Source organism: Tatumella ptyseos ATCC 33301 (assembly GCF_000735525.1).
Classification (GTDB): domain Bacteria; phylum Pseudomonadota; class Gammaproteobacteria; order Enterobacterales; family Enterobacteriaceae; genus Tatumella; species Tatumella ptyseos.
Genome location: NZ_JMPR01000024.1, coordinates 14231 through 32740 on the forward strand (window position 1 = coordinate 14231; position 18510 = coordinate 32740).

The window sequence follows — 18510 nt, forward strand, 5'->3', positions numbered from 1 at the left end:
AAAACTGCGCTTTTTTTATCTGTCACCGGCGGTGCAGCAGAGCGGCCAGATTATGGGGTCAGTGCCGGTTTATTATCGATATTGGTCAGAATGCCATTGCTGTCAAACGTCAGCGTCAGCGTCTGCTGAGTGACTTTCTCATGGCCTGGCTCCTGGCGGAACACGTAATACCACACATTACTGCCGAAAGGATCTTTCATCATCGGGGTTCCGAGGGTATATGCCACCTGTTGCTGATCCATTCCGGTATGCAGCTTACTGATGTCGCTTGCGACCAGGTAGTTACCCTGGTTGATATCCGGTCGATAGACAACTCGTTCAAGTGTTGAGCAGCCAGCGGTTGTCATCAACATTACTACTGCAGCAGCAGCCAGTATTTTACTGCGCATGTATAGATTCCTTTTTCGGACACATATGCCTGTGCAAGGCGGTTCTTTGCCATCAACGATGAATGCTGCCTGTAACAGGTTTACTTCGTCCGGCGATATAAGATACCGATAATAATAGACCTTTCGCCAGATGGAAACCTTTGCAGGGCATGCATATGACTTCCGGTTAGAAAAAAAGTGCCATATCAGGCGGCTAAAAGTTCTTTTGCATTGGCCAGCGTGTTACGGGTGACTTCACTTCCGCCCAGTAACCGGGCCAGTTCATGCAGGCGGGCAGACTTATCCAGCAGTCGCATCTGGGTTTCTGTCATCGAGCCATCAGTAATTTTACTGATGAAGAAATGACTGTGACCACAGCCCGCCACTTGCGGAAGGTGGGTAACACACATCACCTGGGTGGATTCACCTAACTGACGCAGCATTTTACCGACAATTGCTGCTGTCGGGCCACTGATACCCACATCGACTTCATCAAAAATCATGGCCGGCGTTTCCATTTTCTGTGCGGTAATCACCTGGATTGCCAGGGCTATACGTGACAGTTCCCCCCCGGAGGCGACGCGGGCCAGAGCCTGTAGTGGCTGCCCGGGGTTGGTGCTGACACGGAATTCAATCTGGTCAGCGCCCTGAGGGGTTAAACGGTCTTCATGGAAGATGACATCAATAGCAAATTGTCCGTGCTGCATCGAAAGCTCATGGATAGAGGCAGTGATCTTTTCTGATAGCTCAGCCGCAAAATGACAACGTTGCTGGTGTAATTCACGCGCCGTTTCCAGTGCGGCCTGGTGGAACTCCCCGACCTGCCGGCTCAGTTCTTCCAGTTCATCATCGTGGTGTTCCAGTTGCTGGTATTCTTCCAGCAATTGCTGGTGTAAATCCGGCAGGCTCTCCGGTGCAACATGGTGTTTACGGGCCAGTGAAATCTGGCGTGAAATACGTTGTTCCAGATCCTGTAACCGATTGGGATCGAGATCGATACGTTCACAGTAGTGGCGGAGTTCATCTGCGGCTTCACTGACCAGAATCGAGGCATCGTCCAGCATACTGAGTACCGGTGTCAGGCTGTCATCCATCGAAATTAACTCACTCACGGTCTGTCGGGCACTGTAGAGCAGGGATTGTAATGTCGTATCGTCACCGTCAGAGAGCATTTGGGATGCCTGCTGGCTCACGGTCAGGCGCTGACCGCTGCTGGCCAGTTGCTTGTACTCACTATCTGCACCTTCATACTCGCCCTGCTGAGGAGAGAAACTATTGAGCTCTTTTAGCTGGTACTGTAATAGCTCACGACGGGCTTCCCGTTCCTGAGTTTGCTGCTGCAGTACCGCGAGCGTCCGGCAGGCATGATGCCATTGCTGATAATGGTGCTGCATTTTCTCAGATAACCGGGTCGGATCAGCATAGGCATCCAGCAAATGACGCTGATGTTCGGGTTTCAGCAGCAACTGGTGCGCGTGCTGACCGTGGATCTGGATCAGCAACTGTCCCAGTTCACGTAGCTGGGAAAGGGGCACCGAGGTACCGTTGATAAACCCCCGCGAGCGGCCGTCGGCATTGATCACCCGGCGGAGCAGGCATTCTTCGTTATCATCAAGATGATTATCAGCCAGCCACTGCCTGGCTGACGGTGAGGCGGTTAAGCGAAAGCGGGCACAGATATCCGCTCTGGCGGCGCCGGGCCTCACCATACTGGCGTCAGCCCGGGCACCAAGACACAAACTGAGCGCATCTATCGCAATGGATTTCCCGGCACCGGTTTCGCCGGTAATGGCGGTCATCCCCTGTTGAAAGTCGATATCGAGTTCACGAACGATTGCAAAATTGCTGATGGTCAGTTGTGCCAGCATAGTATCACCTGTATAGAAAAACATGACTGTTTTTTTATACAGTATAAACAGGAATTTTATACAGTAAAGAGCCCGGCACAATTTTCAGAATAATTTTTTCGACCAGCCGAGTTTTGTACTTAACGTATTAAAGTAATTGTAATTTTTCGGGTGGATCAGGTCCAGGTGCTGCGGACTGCGTTTGATCAGCACTTCTTCCCCCTCCCGGATGGGGAGCGCTATCTGGCTGTCACAACTGATTTCCAGATCGCTGCGCAATGATGAGAATCGCAGGTGAATGACACTGGTACTGTTGATCACTAACGGGCGTGCCGACAGGGTATGCGGGAACATCGGCACTACGCTTATCGCTTCCAGTCCCGGTGTCAGGATAGGCCCTCCGGCAGAGAGAGAATAGGCGGTTGATCCGGTCGGTGTTGAGATAATAAGCCCGTCTGAACGCTGCGAAAAGGCGAAGTTGTTATCGATATAAACTTCAAACTCAATCATATGAGCAACTTTTCCGGGATGGAGCACCACTTCGTTAATGGCAGTGGCCACCCTGGGCGTCTGTTGCGGCCTGGAGACCTGAGCTTCGAGTAAAAAGCGTTGTTCAGTAAAAAAATGTCCCTCAAGGACTTCCGCAAGCTGCTGGCGTGCATTTTCCGGGTCGAGATCGGTCAGAAACCCCAGGTTCCCGCGGTTAACACCAATGACTTTAATATCATAGCGGGAAAGCACGCGGGCTGCGCCAAGCATGTTCCCGTCCCCCCCGATAACAACGGCAAGGTCGGCCTGCTGACCAATTTCTGCCAGTGTGCCTGTCATCACCTCATGCAGATTCAGGTCATCGGCAATCTGTTGCTCTACAATGACCTGATATCCTGAGGCCGTCAGCCAGTGGCATAACATTTCATGGGTCGCTAATGCGTTGGGATGGCGCGGATGCCCCACAATACCAATGCAGTTAAAAAATTTTTTCATTTGCAGGCTATTCCTCTCACCAAAACAGCAGTCAATATGACACAGTCCCTTGAATCCGAAATTTTGATCCCCATAATAAGCCTATCGGCGATATGACTATGGGAAACGCGGAGATTTTCATGAGCAGTAAAGAACAGAATACCCCTAACGAGCAATTTTCAGAAGAGCAGGCAGCAGAACAACAGGCTGCGGCTGAAAATACAGAAACCTCCGGGACGGCAGATACCCGTGATGAGCGTATCGCTCAACTCGAAGCAGAAGTTGCACAATTGAGTGGCGGTGTCCGCGAAGCACAATTACGTGCCCAGGCTGAGATTGAGAATGTCCGTCGCCGTTGTGAGCTGGATGTGGAAAAGGCGCATAAATTTGCACTGGAAAAATTCTCTAATGAATTATTACCGGTGATCGATAACCTGGAACGTGCACTGCAGGTGGCGGATAAAAATAATCCGGAACTGGCATCAATGATTGAAGGGATCGAACTGACCCTGAAATCCCTGCTGGGTGCAGTACGTAAATTCGGCGTTGAAGTGGTGGGTGAAACCCATGTGCCTTTCAACCCTGAGCTGCATCAGGCTATGTCTATGATGGAATCTGATGACGTCGCGGCTAACCATGTCCTGATGGTGATGCAGAACGGTTACACCCTGAATGGTCGTCTGTTGCGTCCTGCGATGGTTGCGGTATCTAAGGGTAAAGCCTGATCACCGGCTAACCCGTCCGCCGGCAGCAGAGAGAGTCAGTCTGCTGCCGGGGATAGCTTTATCAGGATGCATTTACCGGTAATTCCGGCATCCACCGGATGGCGGGGCGTCCTGATTGCTCCAGTAGTCTATTGGTCGCTGAAAAGTGCCCACAGCCAAAAAATCCCCGATGGGCTGATAACGGTGAAGGGTGCGGAGCCTGCAACACATGGTGGCGCTCTCTGTCGATGATCCTGCCTTTCTTCTGTGCATGAGCCCCCCATAACAGAAACACCACGCCTTCTCTGTGTTGATTGATTTCAGCAATCACTTTATCGGTGAACTGTTCCCACCCCAGCCGTGCATGTGAATGTGCTTTACCCGCCTCTACGGTCAGTACCGTATTCAGTAGCAGCACCCCCTGAGTAGCCCAGCTGGCCAGATAGCCATGATTCGGGCGCGTGAAACCAGGTATATCTTTTTCCAGTTCTTTGTACATATTCAGTAAGGAGGGGGGTGTTGCGACACCCGGCAGTACGGAAAATGCCAGTCCGTGCGCTTGCCCCGGACCGTGGTAGGGATCCTGTCCAAGAATAACGACATTCACCTGGTTAAGTTCCGTCAACCGGAAAGCGTTAAACACATCTTTCTGTGGCGGGTAGACAGTCACCCCCTGCTGACGCCGCTCTGCGACCGTATTCAGTGTGTCAATAAAGTAGTCCTGCTGCTTTTCCGCCGCCAGCACATCGTGCCATGTCAGTATTGTTGTCATTATCAGCTCCTGAATATTTTGCCGGTCAGCTTAACTAATTTCGGTGACGGGTAAAGGGTTAAAATTTATTTTAAATTATACAGATAAAGTTAATTCTATATTTCTATTTTATATCAGTGAGTTATGTTTGCAATGTCCCGGGTGACGGTGCTTTTTTGATAAATATCAAAGACACCATTCTGTACATAAGTTATACAGTATGACAGGTGGTTGATTCAGATAACCCTCTTCTATGACAGTATCTGCCCCGGGAGGCGATAAATGATTAATGGAATTCAAATTACTAAAACAACCAATAATGCTCTGCTGAATTCATTCTGGTTACTGGATGACGAAAACTCTGAAGTTCGTTGTCTGTGTGCGAAGGGAGATTATCAGCCGGATCAGGTGGTTTCTCTGCAGGAACTGGGTGACATTGAGTACCGTGAAATTCCTCTGGAAGTAAAACCTCAGGTACGTATCGAAGGTGGACAACACCTGAACGTGAATGTATTGCGTCGCGAAACGCTGGAAGATGCAGTGAAAAATCCGGAAAAATATCCGCAACTGACGATTCGGGTGTCAGGGTATGCAGTCCGTTTCAACTCACTGACTCCGGAACAACAACGGGATGTCATTACCCGTACTTTTACAGCAAGTCTGTAACACGCTCAGAGGGAACAAAAAGGCGCTGTGCGCCTTTTTTTGTACAGGTAAATAATCAGTCTAATCATAATGTTAATATGATTTTCTGATCCTGTGCTTTGTTTTCACCCTTTATCAGGAAAACAGCTTCCCTGAGGGCAGGATTACCATCGTTTCTCCCAAAAAAATCGCCCGTATCGGGCGACTTTTTTTGGCTGTTGATGATTTTAAACACAATCAGCTTTCAGAGCTTTCATTTGCCTGGGAAGACGGCGTGCGGCGCTTACCGATATTTTTGGTATCACGGTGACGCATTTTGACCCGTGGCTTTTTCTCGTCTTCTTTTTTCTTCTCTTTACGTTTTTCCAGCTGCTTCCTGGAGGGTTTTTTCGGTCCGGTTGCCGCAGGTGCCCGCGTCTGAGGCCGCAGTTCGCTGATAGTACGGGCTTTCAGTGGCTCATTCAGGTAGCGGCCTATCTTCAGCAGGAGTTCATTGTCATGGGCTTCCACCAGAGACAGGGCGGTTCCTTTACGACCGGCACGTCCGGTACGCCCGATACGGTGCAGATAGGTGTCAGCTGTACGTGGCAGGTCGAAGTTAATCACCAGCGTCACGTCATCAATATCAATCCCGCGGGCGGCAACATCAGTCGCTACCAGCACGTTAACGCGGCCTTCATTCAGACGTTTGATGGCTTCGTTACGTTTTGCCTGAACCATTTCGCCTTCAAGATAGCTGCAGCGAATGTCTGCCTGACGGATCCATTCAGCTACTTCGTGCAAACGTTCGCGCTTACGCACAAAAACGATAGTACGGGACGCTTCCGGTTGCTTCAGCAGGTGGATCAGCAGTTTTGTTTTATGCTCCAGGTCATCCGCGCGGTAATACCATTGCTGAATTTTCTTGCGTTCACGACGGCTTGGCTCTGCATCGATGACCAGTGGCTCATTCAGAATACGCTGAGCAAATTCTTCAATGTGCTCTCCTTCCAGGGTGGCGGAGAACAATAGGGTCTGTTTACGCCAGCGGGTTTCAGCAGCAATCGTTTCGATATCCTGTGCAAAACCCATATCCAGCATTCTGTCGGCTTCATCCAGGATCAGCGTCTCAACGGCGCGGCAGTCAAAGTTTTCTTCTTTAATGTACTGCAGCAGACGTCCAGTGGTCGCCACCACCACATCCTGGTTCGTACTGAACACTTCGGCATGGTTCATATAGGCCACACCACCGGTGATGGTCGAAATATCCAGATGGGTATATTTCGCTAACTCACGAGCCTGATCGGCAACCTGCATCGCCAGTTCACGGGTCGGCGTCAGGATAAGAATTCGGGGCGGGCCGGATTTCTTGCGCGGGAAATCGAGCAGATGTTGAAGAGCTGGCAGTAAATAGGCCGCTGTTTTTCCGGTGCCTGTTGGTGCTGAACCCAGGACATCACGTCCATCCAGAGCAGGTGGAATTGCCTCTGCCTGTACTGCAGTGGGACGTGTGTAGTTCTTATCCTGCAATGCATTCAGCAGGCTTTCATCAAGTTCAAGTTCGGAAAAAGTGGTTACAGTCATGGTCTACCTCTGTTTGGGGCGCCGATTATAGACACTTCGGACGCATTCTTCATCTATTGTCTGCGCAACCCGGGCGGATAAACCTGCTTTCTGTCTGCCATCGGCCTGCTGAGCAAGGTTTTTCGCGGCAATATTTATTTTTGCCGGTTACACTGGTGCCCGTGATGTCAGGGGCAAAATAATGCAGGAGATGGCGGATGCCGGTTGCGCGTACATTCAGAAAAAACGGATTCACCTTCAGACAATTTTTCGTCGCACATGATAAGTGTGGCATGAAAGTCAGTACCGACGGAATAATTTTAGGGGCGGGCGCACCGCTACCGGTGGATGGGCGCGCTCTGGATATTGGCAGCGGCAGTGGTCTTATCTCATTAATGCTTGCACAGCGTCTTCATGCACAGGGCCGATCACCGGTTATTGATGCTATTGAGCTGGAGGCTGCTGCGGTTGAACAGTCGCGGGAGAATATTGCCGAATCACCCTGGCCCGGCAGCATTACCGTGCATCATGCCGATATTCTTCACTGGTGCGCGGGGGAGCAGGTGCGTTATTCCGTCATTGTCAGTAACCCGCCTTTTTATACTCCCGGGCCTGAGTGTCGTGATACTGCGCGTCAAACGGCGCGATATACTCATACCCTGACACATGAGACCCTGTTACTCCGTGCGAAACAACTGATCACTGCTGACGGATTATTTTGTGTGATCCTGCCTGCAGAGGCTGGACCCGGGTTTATGCATCTTGCAGAGACTTCCGGCTGGCATTTACGACAGCAACTGAAGATAACGGAGTATGAGCAGAAAGCGCCGCACCGTTTATTACTGACGTTTTCACCGTCTGCAGCAGAGACTGTACAGCAGACACTGGTGATCCGCGCTCCCTCAGGGAACTATTCCGATGATTACCAGGCGATGACCGGAGAATTTTACCTGCCAAAGCCCCGTGAATAACCCCGGAGTCCCGGCCGGTATTTTGCACGAGTTTATCCGCTGAATACGATTAAAATTACAGGGCTTTCTGTCCTGAATTGTCGACAAAACTGCCCCGTAATATGAGGTTAACCCGGCGGTCCGCCGGCCCTGAACCGCCCGCTGTTGCTATCCGGCCAGAGTCCGTGCGGAAAAACTTCCGATACTCTGAAATTGGGGTGAAATGCATCCTGCAATCGGGTAACCTGCCAGTTAAACAGCCCTGACTCATTTCTGAAGTGTGAAGAGGGACTTAGTTCAGGAATGGTAAGTTGTCCGCCCCCGCGCGATTTGTCGCAATCTTGTTGTGTGAGCGGATAAGCAGGAAAAATCTGAACTTTCTTTAAAGAGTCTACTCAAAGGAGTTGCTTGCTCATATAGAATGAGATGTAACTGGTGATTCATTGGATGTAGAACATATTTTGTGGGGATACAACCTCGGATGAGCGAGCAGTTAACAGATCAGGTTCTTGTTGAGCGCGTCCAGAAAGGGGATCAGAAGTCATTTAATTTACTGGTGATAAGATACCAGCATAAAGTGGCAAGCCTTGTGTCGCGCTATGTACCCCCGGGGGATGTCCCGGATGTGGTGCAGGAATCGTTTATTAAAGCCTATCGTGCGTTAGACTCCTTCCGCGGCGATAGTGCCTTTTATACGTGGTTATACCGTATTGCAGTCAACACCGCTAAAAACTATCTGGTAGCTCAGGGCCGCAGGCCACCTTCCAGTGATGTGGATGCCTCAGAGGCAGAAAATTTCGAAAGTGCAGGAGCATTAAAAGAAATTTCGAACCCTGAGAACTTAATGTTGTCTGATGAATTGAAACAAATTGTATTCCGGACGATCGAAACGTTACCAGAGGACTTACGGATGGCGATCACCCTTCGTGAAATAGATGGTCTGAGTTACGAAGAAATCGCCGGGATTATGGATTGTCCTGTAGGAACTGTACGTTCCCGTATTTTCAGGGCCCGCGAGGCTATTGATAACAAAGTTCAACCGTTGATTCAGCGTTAATGATCGCGGCTACTTGAAAGGTAAATGGCATGCAGAAAGAACAACTTTCCGCGTTAATGGATGGTGAAGTCTTAGATAAGTCTCTGCTTACTTCTCTGGCGGAAGATGTGGAATTGCAGCAACACTGGGAAAGTTATCATCTGATCCGTGATACGATGCGCGGTGACCTGGCCCCGGAATTGCACTTTGATATCTCTGCGCGGGTTGCAGAGGCCATTGCGCAGGAACCCGTGCGTAATAATGTCACGACATTGATCCCTGAAGCTCAGCCGAAGCCTTCACGCTGGAGTCGTATGCCTTTTGTCGGGAAAAAAGGGGCATGGGTTTCACAACTGGCTCAGGCCGGGGTCGCCGCCTGTGTTTCGCTGGCAGTGATTGTGGGTGTTCAACACTACGACACAGCTTCTGCTGATCATGTGACTGAATCTTCTGACACACCGGCATTTAATACCTTGCCGATGATGGGAAAAGCGTCACCGGTAAGTCTTGGCGTTCCTTCCGATATCTTTGATGCGGGCGGCACTTCACAGCAGGTACAGCAGCAACAGCAGCAGGTGAACGCCATGCTTCAGGACTACGAATTACAACGTCGTCTGAACAATGATCAGTTTGAGTCCGGTGCGCCGGTACAGGCCCAGGTCAACGTACCAGGTAACCAGTCACTGGGTGTTCAGCAGCAGTAATGAAAAAACATTTGCTTCTTGTTACCGCGCTGACCGGTAGTTTCCTGTTCTCTTCTTTCGTCTCTGCGCAGCCACAGCCTGCGCCAGAGGCGATGCTGCAGCAAATGGAAAAAGCCAGTACCTCGCTTAATTATGAACTCGCCTACATCAATGTTTCCCGTCAGGGTATTGAGTCGTTGCGTTATCGACACGCAATAGTCGACGGGCAGACGTATGCGCAATTACTCCAGATGGATGGCCCGCGACGCGAAGTCATTCAGCGCGGAAATGACATCAGTTATTTTGATGCAGGGCTACAGCCTTTCACCTTGCCGGGTGAACATATTCTCGATGGATTGCCTTCTGTTTTGTATGCAGACTTTAACCGTCTGCATAACTTCTATGATTTTATTCCGGTTGGCCGCTCCCGTGTGGCCGATCAGATGTGTGATGTCTTGCGTGTGGTCTCCCGGGATGGTTCCCGGTTCAGCTATGTTATCTGGCTGGATGTGGATACTTCGCTACCGCTGCGCGTAGACTTACTGGATCAGGATGGCGAACCGATAGAGCAATTTCAGGTGATCAGTTTTGCGGTGGATCAGGGCGTCGGTCATATGATGGAAGGTCTGAAAAACGCGAATCTGCCGCCGGTATTGTCACAGCCCGGCGGGGACAAAACGACCTTCGGCTGGAAGCCTGGCTGGATACCTGCGGGTATGCAGATGATATCGCAGACCCGTCGTCAGTTACCGAATGTGAACAAGTCTTTTGAGACGCGCTTATATTCTGACGGGTTATTCAGCTTTACCATCAATGTGACGAATGCTGATAAAAACAGCATAAATCAGACATACCGCACTGGACGACGTACGGTTCAGATTGAAGTGCGTAATAATAAGGAGATTAGCGTTGTGGGTGAACTGCCTGCAGCGACGGCAAAACGGATTGCGGATAATGTGGATACGGGTAACTGATTATGATGAAAGAATGGGCGACGGTCGCGTCCTGGGATAACGGGATTGCGACGCTGTATACTGAAGCGAAGACCTCCTGCAATAGCTGTAATGCCCGTAAAGGGTGTGGCAGTCATTTGCTGAATAAGCTCGGTCCGGAGGATGCTGAGGTGATCAAAATCGCCAGTAAGCAGCCGCTGAAGGCAGGGCAGCGTATTGAAATCGGTATTCGTGAAAGCAGCCTGTTAGGCTCCGCTTTACTGGTCTACATGACACCTTTAATCGGGTTGTTCATTGTCGCCGGCCTCTTTCAGGCACTCTTTCATTCAGACCTGGCCTCAGCAAGCGGTGCACTGCTGGGGGGGATCGGCGGATTTATTCTGTCTAAAGGTATTTCGGCATTAATCGGTGATAAAGAAGCATTTCAGCCAGTGATCCTGAGCGTGGCATTAACGCCGGATATTCTGCGTGTGGATGCGACCCGTCACGAGTAGCCTTGGCCGGACATTGTCCGGCCTTTTTGTACCCTCAATTTACTTTCCCCTATTGCAATTACCCCGGGCTAGCGGCTTTCGTACCGCGCGTTAACAGTGTAATATGCCTCCTCATTAATGAGGCTGACTCAATACGAGTAACGAGTGATGTTACTTATCATCTCTGTGCCCTGGTATTCAACAGACGTTTTTACGCGAAGATATTCATATAAATGAAGCATATAAGAAACTTTTCCATTATCGCGCACATCGATCACGGTAAATCCACGCTTTCCGATCGCCTGATCCAGACGTGTGGCGGATTAACTGATCGCGAAATGGCCGCTCAGGTCCTGGATTCAATGGATCTGGAACGTGAACGTGGCATTACCATTAAAGCGCAGAGTGTCACCCTCGATTATAAGTCTCAGGATGGTCAGACTTATCAGCTGAATTTCATTGATACTCCGGGGCATGTCGACTTCTCTTATGAAGTTTCCCGTTCACTGGCGGCCTGCGAAGGGGCATTGCTGGTGGTAGATGCAGGGCAGGGCGTGGAAGCTCAGACGCTGGCTAACTGCTATACCGCCATGGAAATGGACCTGGAAGTGGTGCCGGTACTGAATAAAATTGACCTGCCGGCAGCGGACCCGGATAAAGTTTCTCAGGAAATTGAAGATATCGTCGGGATTGATGCGACCGATGCGGTTCGCTGTTCTGCCAAAACCGGCGTCGGTGTGCCGGAAGTACTGGAACGCTTAGTCCGTGATATCCCGCCACCGGAAGGTGATCCGGAAGGCCCGCTGCAGGCACTGATCATTGACTCCTGGTTTGATAACTATCTGGGGGTTGTTTCCCTGGTGCGTATCAAAAACGGCACCATGCGCAAAGGCGAAAAAATTAAGGTGATGAGTACCGGTCAGGTGTATAACGCCGATCGTCTCGGTATTTTCACGCCAAAACAGGTAGACCGTACCGAACTGAAATGTGGTGAAGTTGGCTGGCTTGTTTGCGCAATCAAAGACATCCTGGGCGCTCCGGTCGGGGATACCCTGACAGGTGCCAAGAATTCAGCCGAAAAAGCGTTACCAGGCTTTAAGAAAGTGAAGCCACAGGTTTACGCCGGGCTGTTCCCGGTCAGCTCCGACGACTATGAAGCCTTCAGGGATGCTCTGGGTAAACTGAGCCTGAACGATGCCTCGTTATTCTATGAGCCGGAAAGCTCGACGGCTCTGGGCTTTGGTTTCCGTTGCGGATTCCTGGGCTTGCTGCACATGGAAATCATCCAGGAACGTCTGGAACGCGAATATGACCTCGACCTGATCACTACCGCACCTACGGTAGTCTATGAGGTTCAGACCACCGATGGTGGTATCGTTTATGTGGATAGCCCTTCCAAATTGCCACCTCTGAACAACATTGAAGAATTACGCGAACCCATCGCAGAGTGTCATATGTTATTACCGCAGGAATTCCTGGGGAATGTCATTACACTTTGTATTGAGAAACGCGGTGTCCAAACCAATATGGTTTATCACGGAAACCAGGTCGCATTAACCTATGATATCCCGATGGCTGAAGTGGTGCTCGATTTCTTCGACCGTCTGAAGTCAACATCACGGGGATATGCTTCTCTGGACTATAATTTCAAACGATTCCAGGCCTCTGACATGGTACGTGTCGATGTTCTGATTAACTCAGAGCGTGTCGATGCATTAGCACTGATTACCCACCGGGATAATTCGCAGTATCGCGGACGTGAATTTGTTGAAAAAATGAAAGAACTGATCCCACGTCAGCAGTTTGATATTGCGATTCAGGCCGCGATTGGTAATCACATTATTGCCCGTTCAACAGTGAAACAGTTACGTAAAAACGTACTCGCCAAATGTTATGGCGGTGACGTCAGTCGTAAGAAGAAGCTGTTGCAGAAGCAGAAAGACGGTAAAAAACGTATGAAGCAGGTAGGTAACGTTGAATTACCTCAGGAAGCGTTTCTGGCTATTCTGCATGTGGGTAAGGACAATAAATAAGGACCTGGCATGGCAAATATGTTTGCACTGATTCTGGCACTGGCTACACTGGTGACCGGAATCATCTGGTGTATTGATAAATTTAAATGGGCACCTGCTCGTCGCCTGAAGCAACAACAGGCGCAGGCACAGACAGAAAATGGGCTGGATAATTCAGCACTTAATACTATCAATCGTAAGCCTGGCTGGATTGAAACAGCAGTGTCGGTATTCCCGGTATTGTTTGTGGTATTTATTGTCCGTTCATTTATTTTTGAACCCTTCCAGATCCCTTCAGCCTCGATGATGCCGACGTTGCTGATTGGAGATTTTATTCTGGTCGAAAAATTTGCTTATGGACTGAAAGATCCGATTACGCAGACGACGCTAATCCCGACCGGGCATCCGAAACGGGGTGATATTGCGGTATTTAAATATCCGAAAGACCCGAGCGTGGATTACATCAAACGGGTCATCGGTCTGCCGGGTGATAAGATTGTGTTCGACCCATACAGTAAAACACTGACCATCATCCCGGGATGTGGCGAAGGCCATTGCGGGAATGCGGTACCGGTGACGTACAGTGATATGGAACCGAGCAAGTTTATCCAGACTTTTAGCGGATTCGACGGTAACGAAGTCGGTAATGGCTTCTATCAGGTCCCCCTGGATCAGAGCATGAAGGGCGGGTTACGTCTCGGAACCCGTAAAGAAACACTGGGCGATGTAACGCACAATATTCTACTGATCAATGAAGCTCAAAGTCAGGTCAGTCAGTATTACCAGCAACCAGGCCAGCAGCCTGCGACCTGGGTTGTGCCAGCCGGCGAATACTTTATGATGGGTGACAACCGTGATAATAGCGCCGATAGTCGCTATTGGGGCTTTGTCCCTGAGAAGAACCTGGTCGGTAAAGCCGTCGCTATCTGGATGAGCTTTAACAAACAGGAAGGTCAATGGCCTACCGGGGTGCGCCTCAGCCGTATCGGTGGTATCCATTAATCTCCACGCGGGCCCGTTTTACGGGCCTTGTTTCTGAACATGGCTTAAAGGCCACTGCACACGAAACAGAGAGAGCTGTCTCAGCCCTGTTCCTTGTGCAGAGTAACAGACGTAATATAAGACTGGAAACGCATGAACCCCATCCTGATTAATAAGCTCCAGCGAAAACTGGGCTATACTTTTTCTCAAGCAGAATTATTACAGCAAGCGTTAACCCACCGAAGTGCCAGCAGCAAACATAATGAACGGCTTGAATTCCTGGGCGATTCAATTCTGAGTTATGTGATAGCTAATGCACTTTATCAGCGTTTTCCGCGTGTTGATGAAGGCGATATGAGCCGTATGCGTGCCACCCTGGTGCGGGGAAATACCCTGGCTGAGATGGCCCGCGAATTTGAATTAGGTGAGTGTCTGCGTTTAGGACCGGGAGAGCTGAAAAGCGGCGGATTCCGCCGTGAATCTATCCTTGCCGATGCTGTTGAAGCACTGATCGGTGGAATTTTCCTCGACAGTGATATTCAGCAAATAGAAAAACTGATCCTTAACTGGTATCAGAGTCGTCTGGAGGCTATCAGCCCTGGCGATAAGCAAAAAGACCCGAAAACCCGCTTGCAGGAGTTTCTGCAAGGCCGCCATCTGCCATTACCTTCTTACCTGGTAGTGCAGGTGCGCGGTGAAGCCCATGACCAGGAATTTACCATTCACTGTCAGGTCAGCGGAATGGATGAAGCGGTAGTTGGTGTTGGTTCCAGCCGCCGTAAAGCAGAACAGGCAGCTGCCGAGCAGGCACTGATTAAGTTAGGAATTGAATGAGCGAATTAGCACCCCATTGCGGTTTTATCGCAATTGTCGGCCGTCCGAATGTCGGTAAATCTACGCTTCTGAACCAGTTACTGGGGCAGAAGATTTCTATCACATCGCGCAAACCACAAACCACCCGGCACCGTATCATGGGTATCGATACCCGTGATAACTACCAGGCTATCTATGTGGATACGCCGGGGCTGCACATGGAAGAAAAGCGGGCGATCAACCGTCTGATGAACCGTGCAGCCAGCAGTTCCATCGGTGATGTTGAGCTGGTTATTTTTGTGGTTGAAGGCACCCGCTGGACCGATGATGATGAAATGGTTCTGGGTAAACTGAAGGCCGGTAAAGCCCCGGTCCTGCTGGCGATTAACAAAGTTGATAATCTGCAGGATAAATCCATTCTGCTGCCGCATATCCAGATGCTGAGTCAGAAGATGGACTTTATGGATGTGGTACCGATTTCGGCAGAAGAAGGAAAAAATGTCGATACCATTGCCGCTATCGTGCATAAGCTGTTACCGGAAGCCGATCATCACTTCCCGGAAGAGTATGTGACCGATCGTTCTCAGCGCTTTATGGCTTCTGAGATTATCCGCGAAAAGCTGATGCGTTTTCTCGGTGCCGAACTGCCTTATTCAGTTACGGTCGAGATTGAACAATTCGTCAGCAATGATCGTGGCGGTTACGATATCCATGGCCTGATTCTGGTGGAACGTGAAGGCCAGAAAAAAATGGTAATTGGTAACAAAGGCTCACGTATCAAAACCATTGGTATTGAAGCCCGCAGAGATATGGAACAGATGTTCGAGGCTAAGGTACATCTGGAACTCTGGGTGAAAGTGAAATCCGGATGGGCGGACGACGAACGTGCGTTGCGCAGCCTGGGTTATACTGACGATCTGTAATTGATGGAAGGCTGGCAACGTGCTTTTGTGCTGCATAGTCGCCCCTACAGCGAAACCAGCCTGCTATTGGATCTGTTCAGTGAAAATGAGGGGCGAGTGCGGGTTATCGCTAAAGGGGCCCGCTCTAAACGCTCCCGCTTAAAGGGCACCTTACAGCCTTTTACCCCGTTGCTGGCCCGATGGTCCGGCAAAGGGGAAATGAAAACCCTGCATACTGCTGAAGCGATGACCCTGGCGTTACCGCTCAGTGGCCGTTATCTCTATTGCGGCTTATACGTCAATGAACTGCTCTCCCGTGTGCTCGGGCAGGAAATTCCCTTCGACGAACTCTTCTTCGATTATCTCTATTGCCTCCAGGGGCTGGCCTCAGCCACCGGCACGCCGGAGCCTGTATTGCGGCGGTTTGAACTGGCGGTACTGGGGCACCTTGGCTATGGCGTGGATTTCCTGCATTGTGCGGGCAGTGGCGAACCGGTAACAGAAACCATGACTTACAGTTATCGTGAAGAGAAGGGCTTTATTGCCAGCCTGGTGCTGAATCAGCGCAGTTTTACCGGCCGACAGTTGATGGCACTGTCTGACCGGGAATTTCCTGACAGTGACACCCTGAAAGCCGCAAAACGTTTTACACGCATGGCCCTGAAGCCTTATCTTGGGGGGAAACCATTAAAGAGCCAGGAATTATTCCGGCAATTTACGTTACCCGCCGGCCCTGCCACCCCGTCGCAGGAGTGACCGGGCCGTGCGTTGTATCGTTATTTTAAGACAGAGGATTGTATGACGGAGTTACTGCTAGGGGTCAATATTGACCATATCGCCACGTTAAGAAATGCCAGAGGCACCCGTTACCCTGACCCGGTGCAGGCGGCTTTTGTCGCAGAACAAGCCGGTGCGGATGGGATCACGGTGCACTTACGTGAAGATCGCCGCCATATCACCGATCGTGATGTGCGTATGTTACGCGAGACCCTTCAGACACGTATGAACCTGGAAATGGCCGTCACGGAAGAAATGCTGAATATCGCCTGTGATACCGTGCCGCACTTTTGCTGCCTGGTACCGGAAAAGCGTCAGGAAGTGACTACCGAAGGCGGGCTGGATGTTGCCGGTCAGCAGGAGAAACTCAATGAGGCTGTGCGCCGTCTGAGCCAGGCGGGGATTCAGGTCTCATTGTTTATCGACCCGGATCAGCAGCAGATTGACGCGGCAGTCACCGCCGGTGCACCTTATATTGAATTACATACCGGTGCCTATGCTGAAGCAGAAGAAGGCCCGGTCCGCGACGCTGAGCTTGAGCGTATCCGTCAGGCAGCCGAATATGCCGCATCCCGTGGATTAAAAGTGAATGCCGGGCACGGGCTGACCTATCACAATGTCTTACCGGTGGCCGCCATCCCGCAGATCTATGAGCTGAATATCGGGCATGCCATTATCGGGCAGGCAGTGTTCAGTGGTCTGGCGGGGGCGGTCAGCGAGATGAAAGCTCTGCTGAGGGAAGCGCGTCGTTAATGGCTATTCTGGGGTTAGGGACAGACATTGTTGAGATAGAGCGTATCCAGCAGGTGATAACCCGCTCCGGCGACCGGCTGGCGAAACGGGTACTGACCGGATTTGAATGGCAGCAATATCAGCAACACCACCAGCCTGTGCGTTTTCTGGCGAAGCGTTTTGCGGTAAAAGAAGCGGTGGCAAAGGCGTTCGGGACCGGTATTCGCGGGGGCCTGGCATTTAATCAGTTTGAAGTTTATAACGATGCGCTTGGCAAACCCTGCCTGCGTTTTTTCGGTCAGGCGAATGTTCTGGCCGAAACGCTGGGTGTACAGCATGTGCATGTCACCCTGGCGGATGAACGGCGGTATGCCTGCGCAACGGTGATCCTGGAAAGTTAAGCCGGGTTATCCCTGCTCAGGCAGAATGCCAGAGGGTGACAAACTTTTCCCATAATGCGTCTTTCGTTTCTGTCTGCTGCGGATCAGTAATAATCGTATTGGTGATCGGGCAGACGCTCTGACAGGTCGGTGCATCATAATGGCCGACACATTCTGTACAACGATCTACATCTATCTGATAAATCGTCTCGCCCATTGAGATGGCCTGATTAGGGCACTCAGGTTCACACATATCGCAGTTGATACAACGTGTTGTAATTAACAGAGCCACTTCAGTCACTTACCTTTTTTGTCTGTTTATCCGGGAGTTACACAGGTTGCCAGCCTTGCTGGATCGCAGGCGATCTTTCAGTGAAATACCCGAGACAACGAAGACTTACCGGCGTTACCTAAAAGTATCACTACAGACCTGCAGAACCTCTCGTATGAGCCTGTCGATTCCGGCACAGGCGAGGGATTTCGATGGCGCGCACTGTATCACAGAACCCCGAAAAGCCCAATGATGACGGTCAGTTGAGCGACCTGGAACGTTGGGAAGGATGTTAGCCGCCATACACAAGCTTACACATGCGAATCTGTGTTGCGGCAGCATCAAGCACCAGGGATAACGATCTAAGTATGAAAAAGAGAGCTATTTACACATATATTTAAGTAAGGCCGGTAAGGTTACGTTCTATGCAGAGTTCCCTAAACTGAGGGCGGATAATGTGCCGGAATTCATCTCACTGACACTGGCTTAATGGGCTGAAGAGCATGGTGTATATCCGGAGTTTACTCAGCCCGGGAAACCCACTCAGAATGCTTTTATTGAACGATTTAACCGGACATACAGGACTGAAATACTGGATTTTTATCTGTTCAGAGCACTGAATGAAGTACGGGAGAAACAGATCGGTGGCTGACAGAATATAACCGCGAGCGACCTCATGAATCCCTGAATAATCTGATGCCGGAAGAATACCGATTGATGACTGAAA

Annotated in this window: 20 protein-coding genes and 2 pseudogenes; 16 read left to right on the forward strand and 6 right to left on the reverse strand. The window is 50.5% G+C overall.

Annotated features, from left to right (window positions below; genetic code table 11):
* Window positions 1–50 precede the first annotated feature (50 nt).
* From bamE to nadK, 3 genes are all read right to left on the reverse strand, one after another.
* Window positions 51–389: an outer membrane protein assembly factor BamE gene (gene bamE, locus GTPT_RS06765; RefSeq protein WP_025903731.1), complete on the reverse strand. Its 339-nt coding sequence runs from the start codon at window positions 387–389 to the stop codon at window positions 51–53.
* A gap of 185 nt (window positions 390–574) precedes the next feature.
* Window positions 575–2236, reverse strand: coding sequence for a DNA repair protein RecN (recN, locus tag GTPT_RS06770; RefSeq protein ID WP_025903730.1), 1662 nt, complete (start codon window positions 2234–2236; stop codon window positions 575–577).
* An 84-nt stretch (window positions 2237–2320) separates the two neighbouring features.
* The gene (nadK, locus tag GTPT_RS06775) at window positions 2321–3199 is read right to left on the reverse strand and encodes an NAD(+) kinase (protein ID WP_025903729.1); all 879 of its coding nucleotides are present in this window, start codon (window positions 3197–3199) and stop codon (window positions 2321–2323) included.
* A gap of 119 nt (window positions 3200–3318) precedes the next feature.
* Between nadK and grpE the strand changes: the two genes are divergently transcribed.
* Window positions 3319–3903: a nucleotide exchange factor GrpE gene (gene grpE, locus GTPT_RS06780; protein WP_025903728.1), complete on the forward strand. Its 585-nt coding sequence runs from the start codon at window positions 3319–3321 to the stop codon at window positions 3901–3903.
* A 61-nt stretch (window positions 3904–3964) separates the two neighbouring features.
* On the opposite strand, the gene ung is transcribed toward grpE, so the two are convergent.
* Window positions 3965–4654: a uracil-DNA glycosylase gene (gene ung / locus GTPT_RS06785; protein ID WP_029991186.1), complete on the reverse strand. Its 690-nt coding sequence runs from the start codon at window positions 4652–4654 to the stop codon at window positions 3965–3967.
* A 261-nt stretch (window positions 4655–4915) separates the two neighbouring features.
* On the opposite strand from ung, the gene grcA reads away from it, so the two are divergent.
* Entirely contained in the window at window positions 4916–5299 is a 384-nt protein-coding gene (gene grcA / locus GTPT_RS06790) for an autonomous glycyl radical cofactor GrcA (RefSeq protein WP_025903726.1), read from the forward strand.
* Window positions 5300–5515: 216 nt separating this feature from the next.
* Here the strand turns inward: grcA and srmB are convergent, their stop codons facing one another.
* Window positions 5516–6841, reverse strand: coding sequence for an ATP-dependent RNA helicase SrmB (gene srmB, locus GTPT_RS06795; RefSeq protein ID WP_025903725.1), 1326 nt, complete (start codon window positions 6839–6841; stop codon window positions 5516–5518).
* A 197-nt stretch (window positions 6842–7038) separates the two neighbouring features.
* Between srmB and GTPT_RS06800 the strand changes: the two genes are divergently transcribed.
* The 12 genes from GTPT_RS06800 to acpS all read left to right on the forward strand — a co-directional run bounded on the left by GTPT_RS06800 (window position 7039) and on the right by acpS (window position 17533).
* Window positions 7039–7791 carry a tRNA1(Val) (adenine(37)-N6)-methyltransferase gene (locus tag GTPT_RS06800; RefSeq protein WP_029991188.1) on the forward strand — a complete coding sequence of 251 codons (753 nt, stop codon included), beginning with the start codon at window positions 7039–7041 and terminating at the stop codon, window positions 7789–7791.
* Window positions 7792–8251: 460 nt separating this feature from the next.
* The gene (gene rpoE / locus GTPT_RS06805) at window positions 8252–8827 is read left to right on the forward strand and encodes an RNA polymerase sigma factor RpoE (protein WP_025903723.1); all 576 of its coding nucleotides are present in this window, start codon (window positions 8252–8254) and stop codon (window positions 8825–8827) included.
* A gap of 29 nt (window positions 8828–8856) precedes the next feature.
* Window positions 8857–9510: an anti-sigma-E factor RseA gene (rseA, locus tag GTPT_RS06810; RefSeq protein WP_025903722.1), complete on the forward strand. Its 654-nt coding sequence runs from the start codon at window positions 8857–8859 to the stop codon at window positions 9508–9510.
* The gene (gene rseB / locus GTPT_RS06815; protein ID WP_029991190.1) at window positions 9510–10463 is read left to right on the forward strand and encodes a sigma-E factor regulatory protein RseB; all 954 of its coding nucleotides are present in this window, start codon (window positions 9510–9512) and stop codon (window positions 10461–10463) included. The genes rseA and rseB overlap by 1 nt, the downstream gene beginning before the upstream one ends.
* A gap of 2 nt (window positions 10464–10465) precedes the next feature.
* Window positions 10466–10936 carry a SoxR-reducing system protein RseC gene (gene rseC / locus GTPT_RS06820; protein ID WP_025903720.1) on the forward strand — a complete coding sequence of 157 codons (471 nt, stop codon included), beginning with the start codon at window positions 10466–10468 and terminating at the stop codon, window positions 10934–10936.
* A gap of 212 nt (window positions 10937–11148) precedes the next feature.
* Window positions 11149–12948 carry a translation elongation factor 4 gene (gene lepA, locus GTPT_RS06825; protein WP_029991191.1) on the forward strand — a complete coding sequence of 600 codons (1800 nt, stop codon included), beginning with the start codon at window positions 11149–11151 and terminating at the stop codon, window positions 12946–12948.
* A 9-nt stretch (window positions 12949–12957) separates the two neighbouring features.
* Window positions 12958–13929: a signal peptidase I gene (gene lepB, locus GTPT_RS06830; protein WP_029991192.1), complete on the forward strand. Its 972-nt coding sequence runs from the start codon at window positions 12958–12960 to the stop codon at window positions 13927–13929.
* A gap of 132 nt (window positions 13930–14061) precedes the next feature.
* Window positions 14062–14742, forward strand: a complete 681-nt coding sequence (gene rnc, locus GTPT_RS06835; protein WP_025903717.1) for a ribonuclease III — start codon at window positions 14062–14064, stop codon at window positions 14740–14742.
* The gene (era, locus tag GTPT_RS06840; RefSeq protein WP_025903716.1) at window positions 14739–15644 is read left to right on the forward strand and encodes a GTPase Era; all 906 of its coding nucleotides are present in this window, start codon (window positions 14739–14741) and stop codon (window positions 15642–15644) included. Before rnc ends, era begins: the two co-directional genes overlap by 4 nt.
* A 3-nt stretch (window positions 15645–15647) precedes the next feature.
* Entirely contained in the window at window positions 15648–16379 is a 732-nt protein-coding gene (recO, locus tag GTPT_RS06845) for a DNA repair protein RecO (RefSeq protein WP_025903715.1), read from the forward strand.
* A gap of 42 nt (window positions 16380–16421) precedes the next feature.
* Window positions 16422–17153 carry a pyridoxine 5'-phosphate synthase gene (pdxJ, locus tag GTPT_RS06850; protein ID WP_025903714.1) on the forward strand — a complete coding sequence of 244 codons (732 nt, stop codon included), beginning with the start codon at window positions 16422–16424 and terminating at the stop codon, window positions 17151–17153.
* Window positions 17153–17533 carry a holo-ACP synthase gene (gene acpS, locus GTPT_RS06855; RefSeq protein ID WP_025903713.1) on the forward strand — a complete coding sequence of 127 codons (381 nt, stop codon included), beginning with the start codon at window positions 17153–17155 and terminating at the stop codon, window positions 17531–17533. Before pdxJ ends, acpS begins: the two co-directional genes overlap by 1 nt.
* A gap of 16 nt (window positions 17534–17549) precedes the next feature.
* On the opposite strand, the gene GTPT_RS06860 is transcribed toward acpS, so the two are convergent.
* Window positions 17550–17804: a YfhL family 4Fe-4S dicluster ferredoxin gene (locus GTPT_RS06860; RefSeq protein WP_025903712.1), complete on the reverse strand. Its 255-nt coding sequence runs from the start codon at window positions 17802–17804 to the stop codon at window positions 17550–17552.
* Window positions 17805–17995: 191 nt separating this feature from the next.
* Between GTPT_RS06860 and GTPT_RS17775 the strand changes: the two are divergent.
* Window positions 17996–18225, forward strand: a pseudogene (locus tag GTPT_RS17775) (recombinase); the annotation flags it as partial.
* Window positions 18223–18510, forward strand: a pseudogene (locus tag GTPT_RS17725) (transposase); the annotation flags it as partial. The pseudogenes GTPT_RS17775 and GTPT_RS17725, both read left to right, overlap by 3 nt.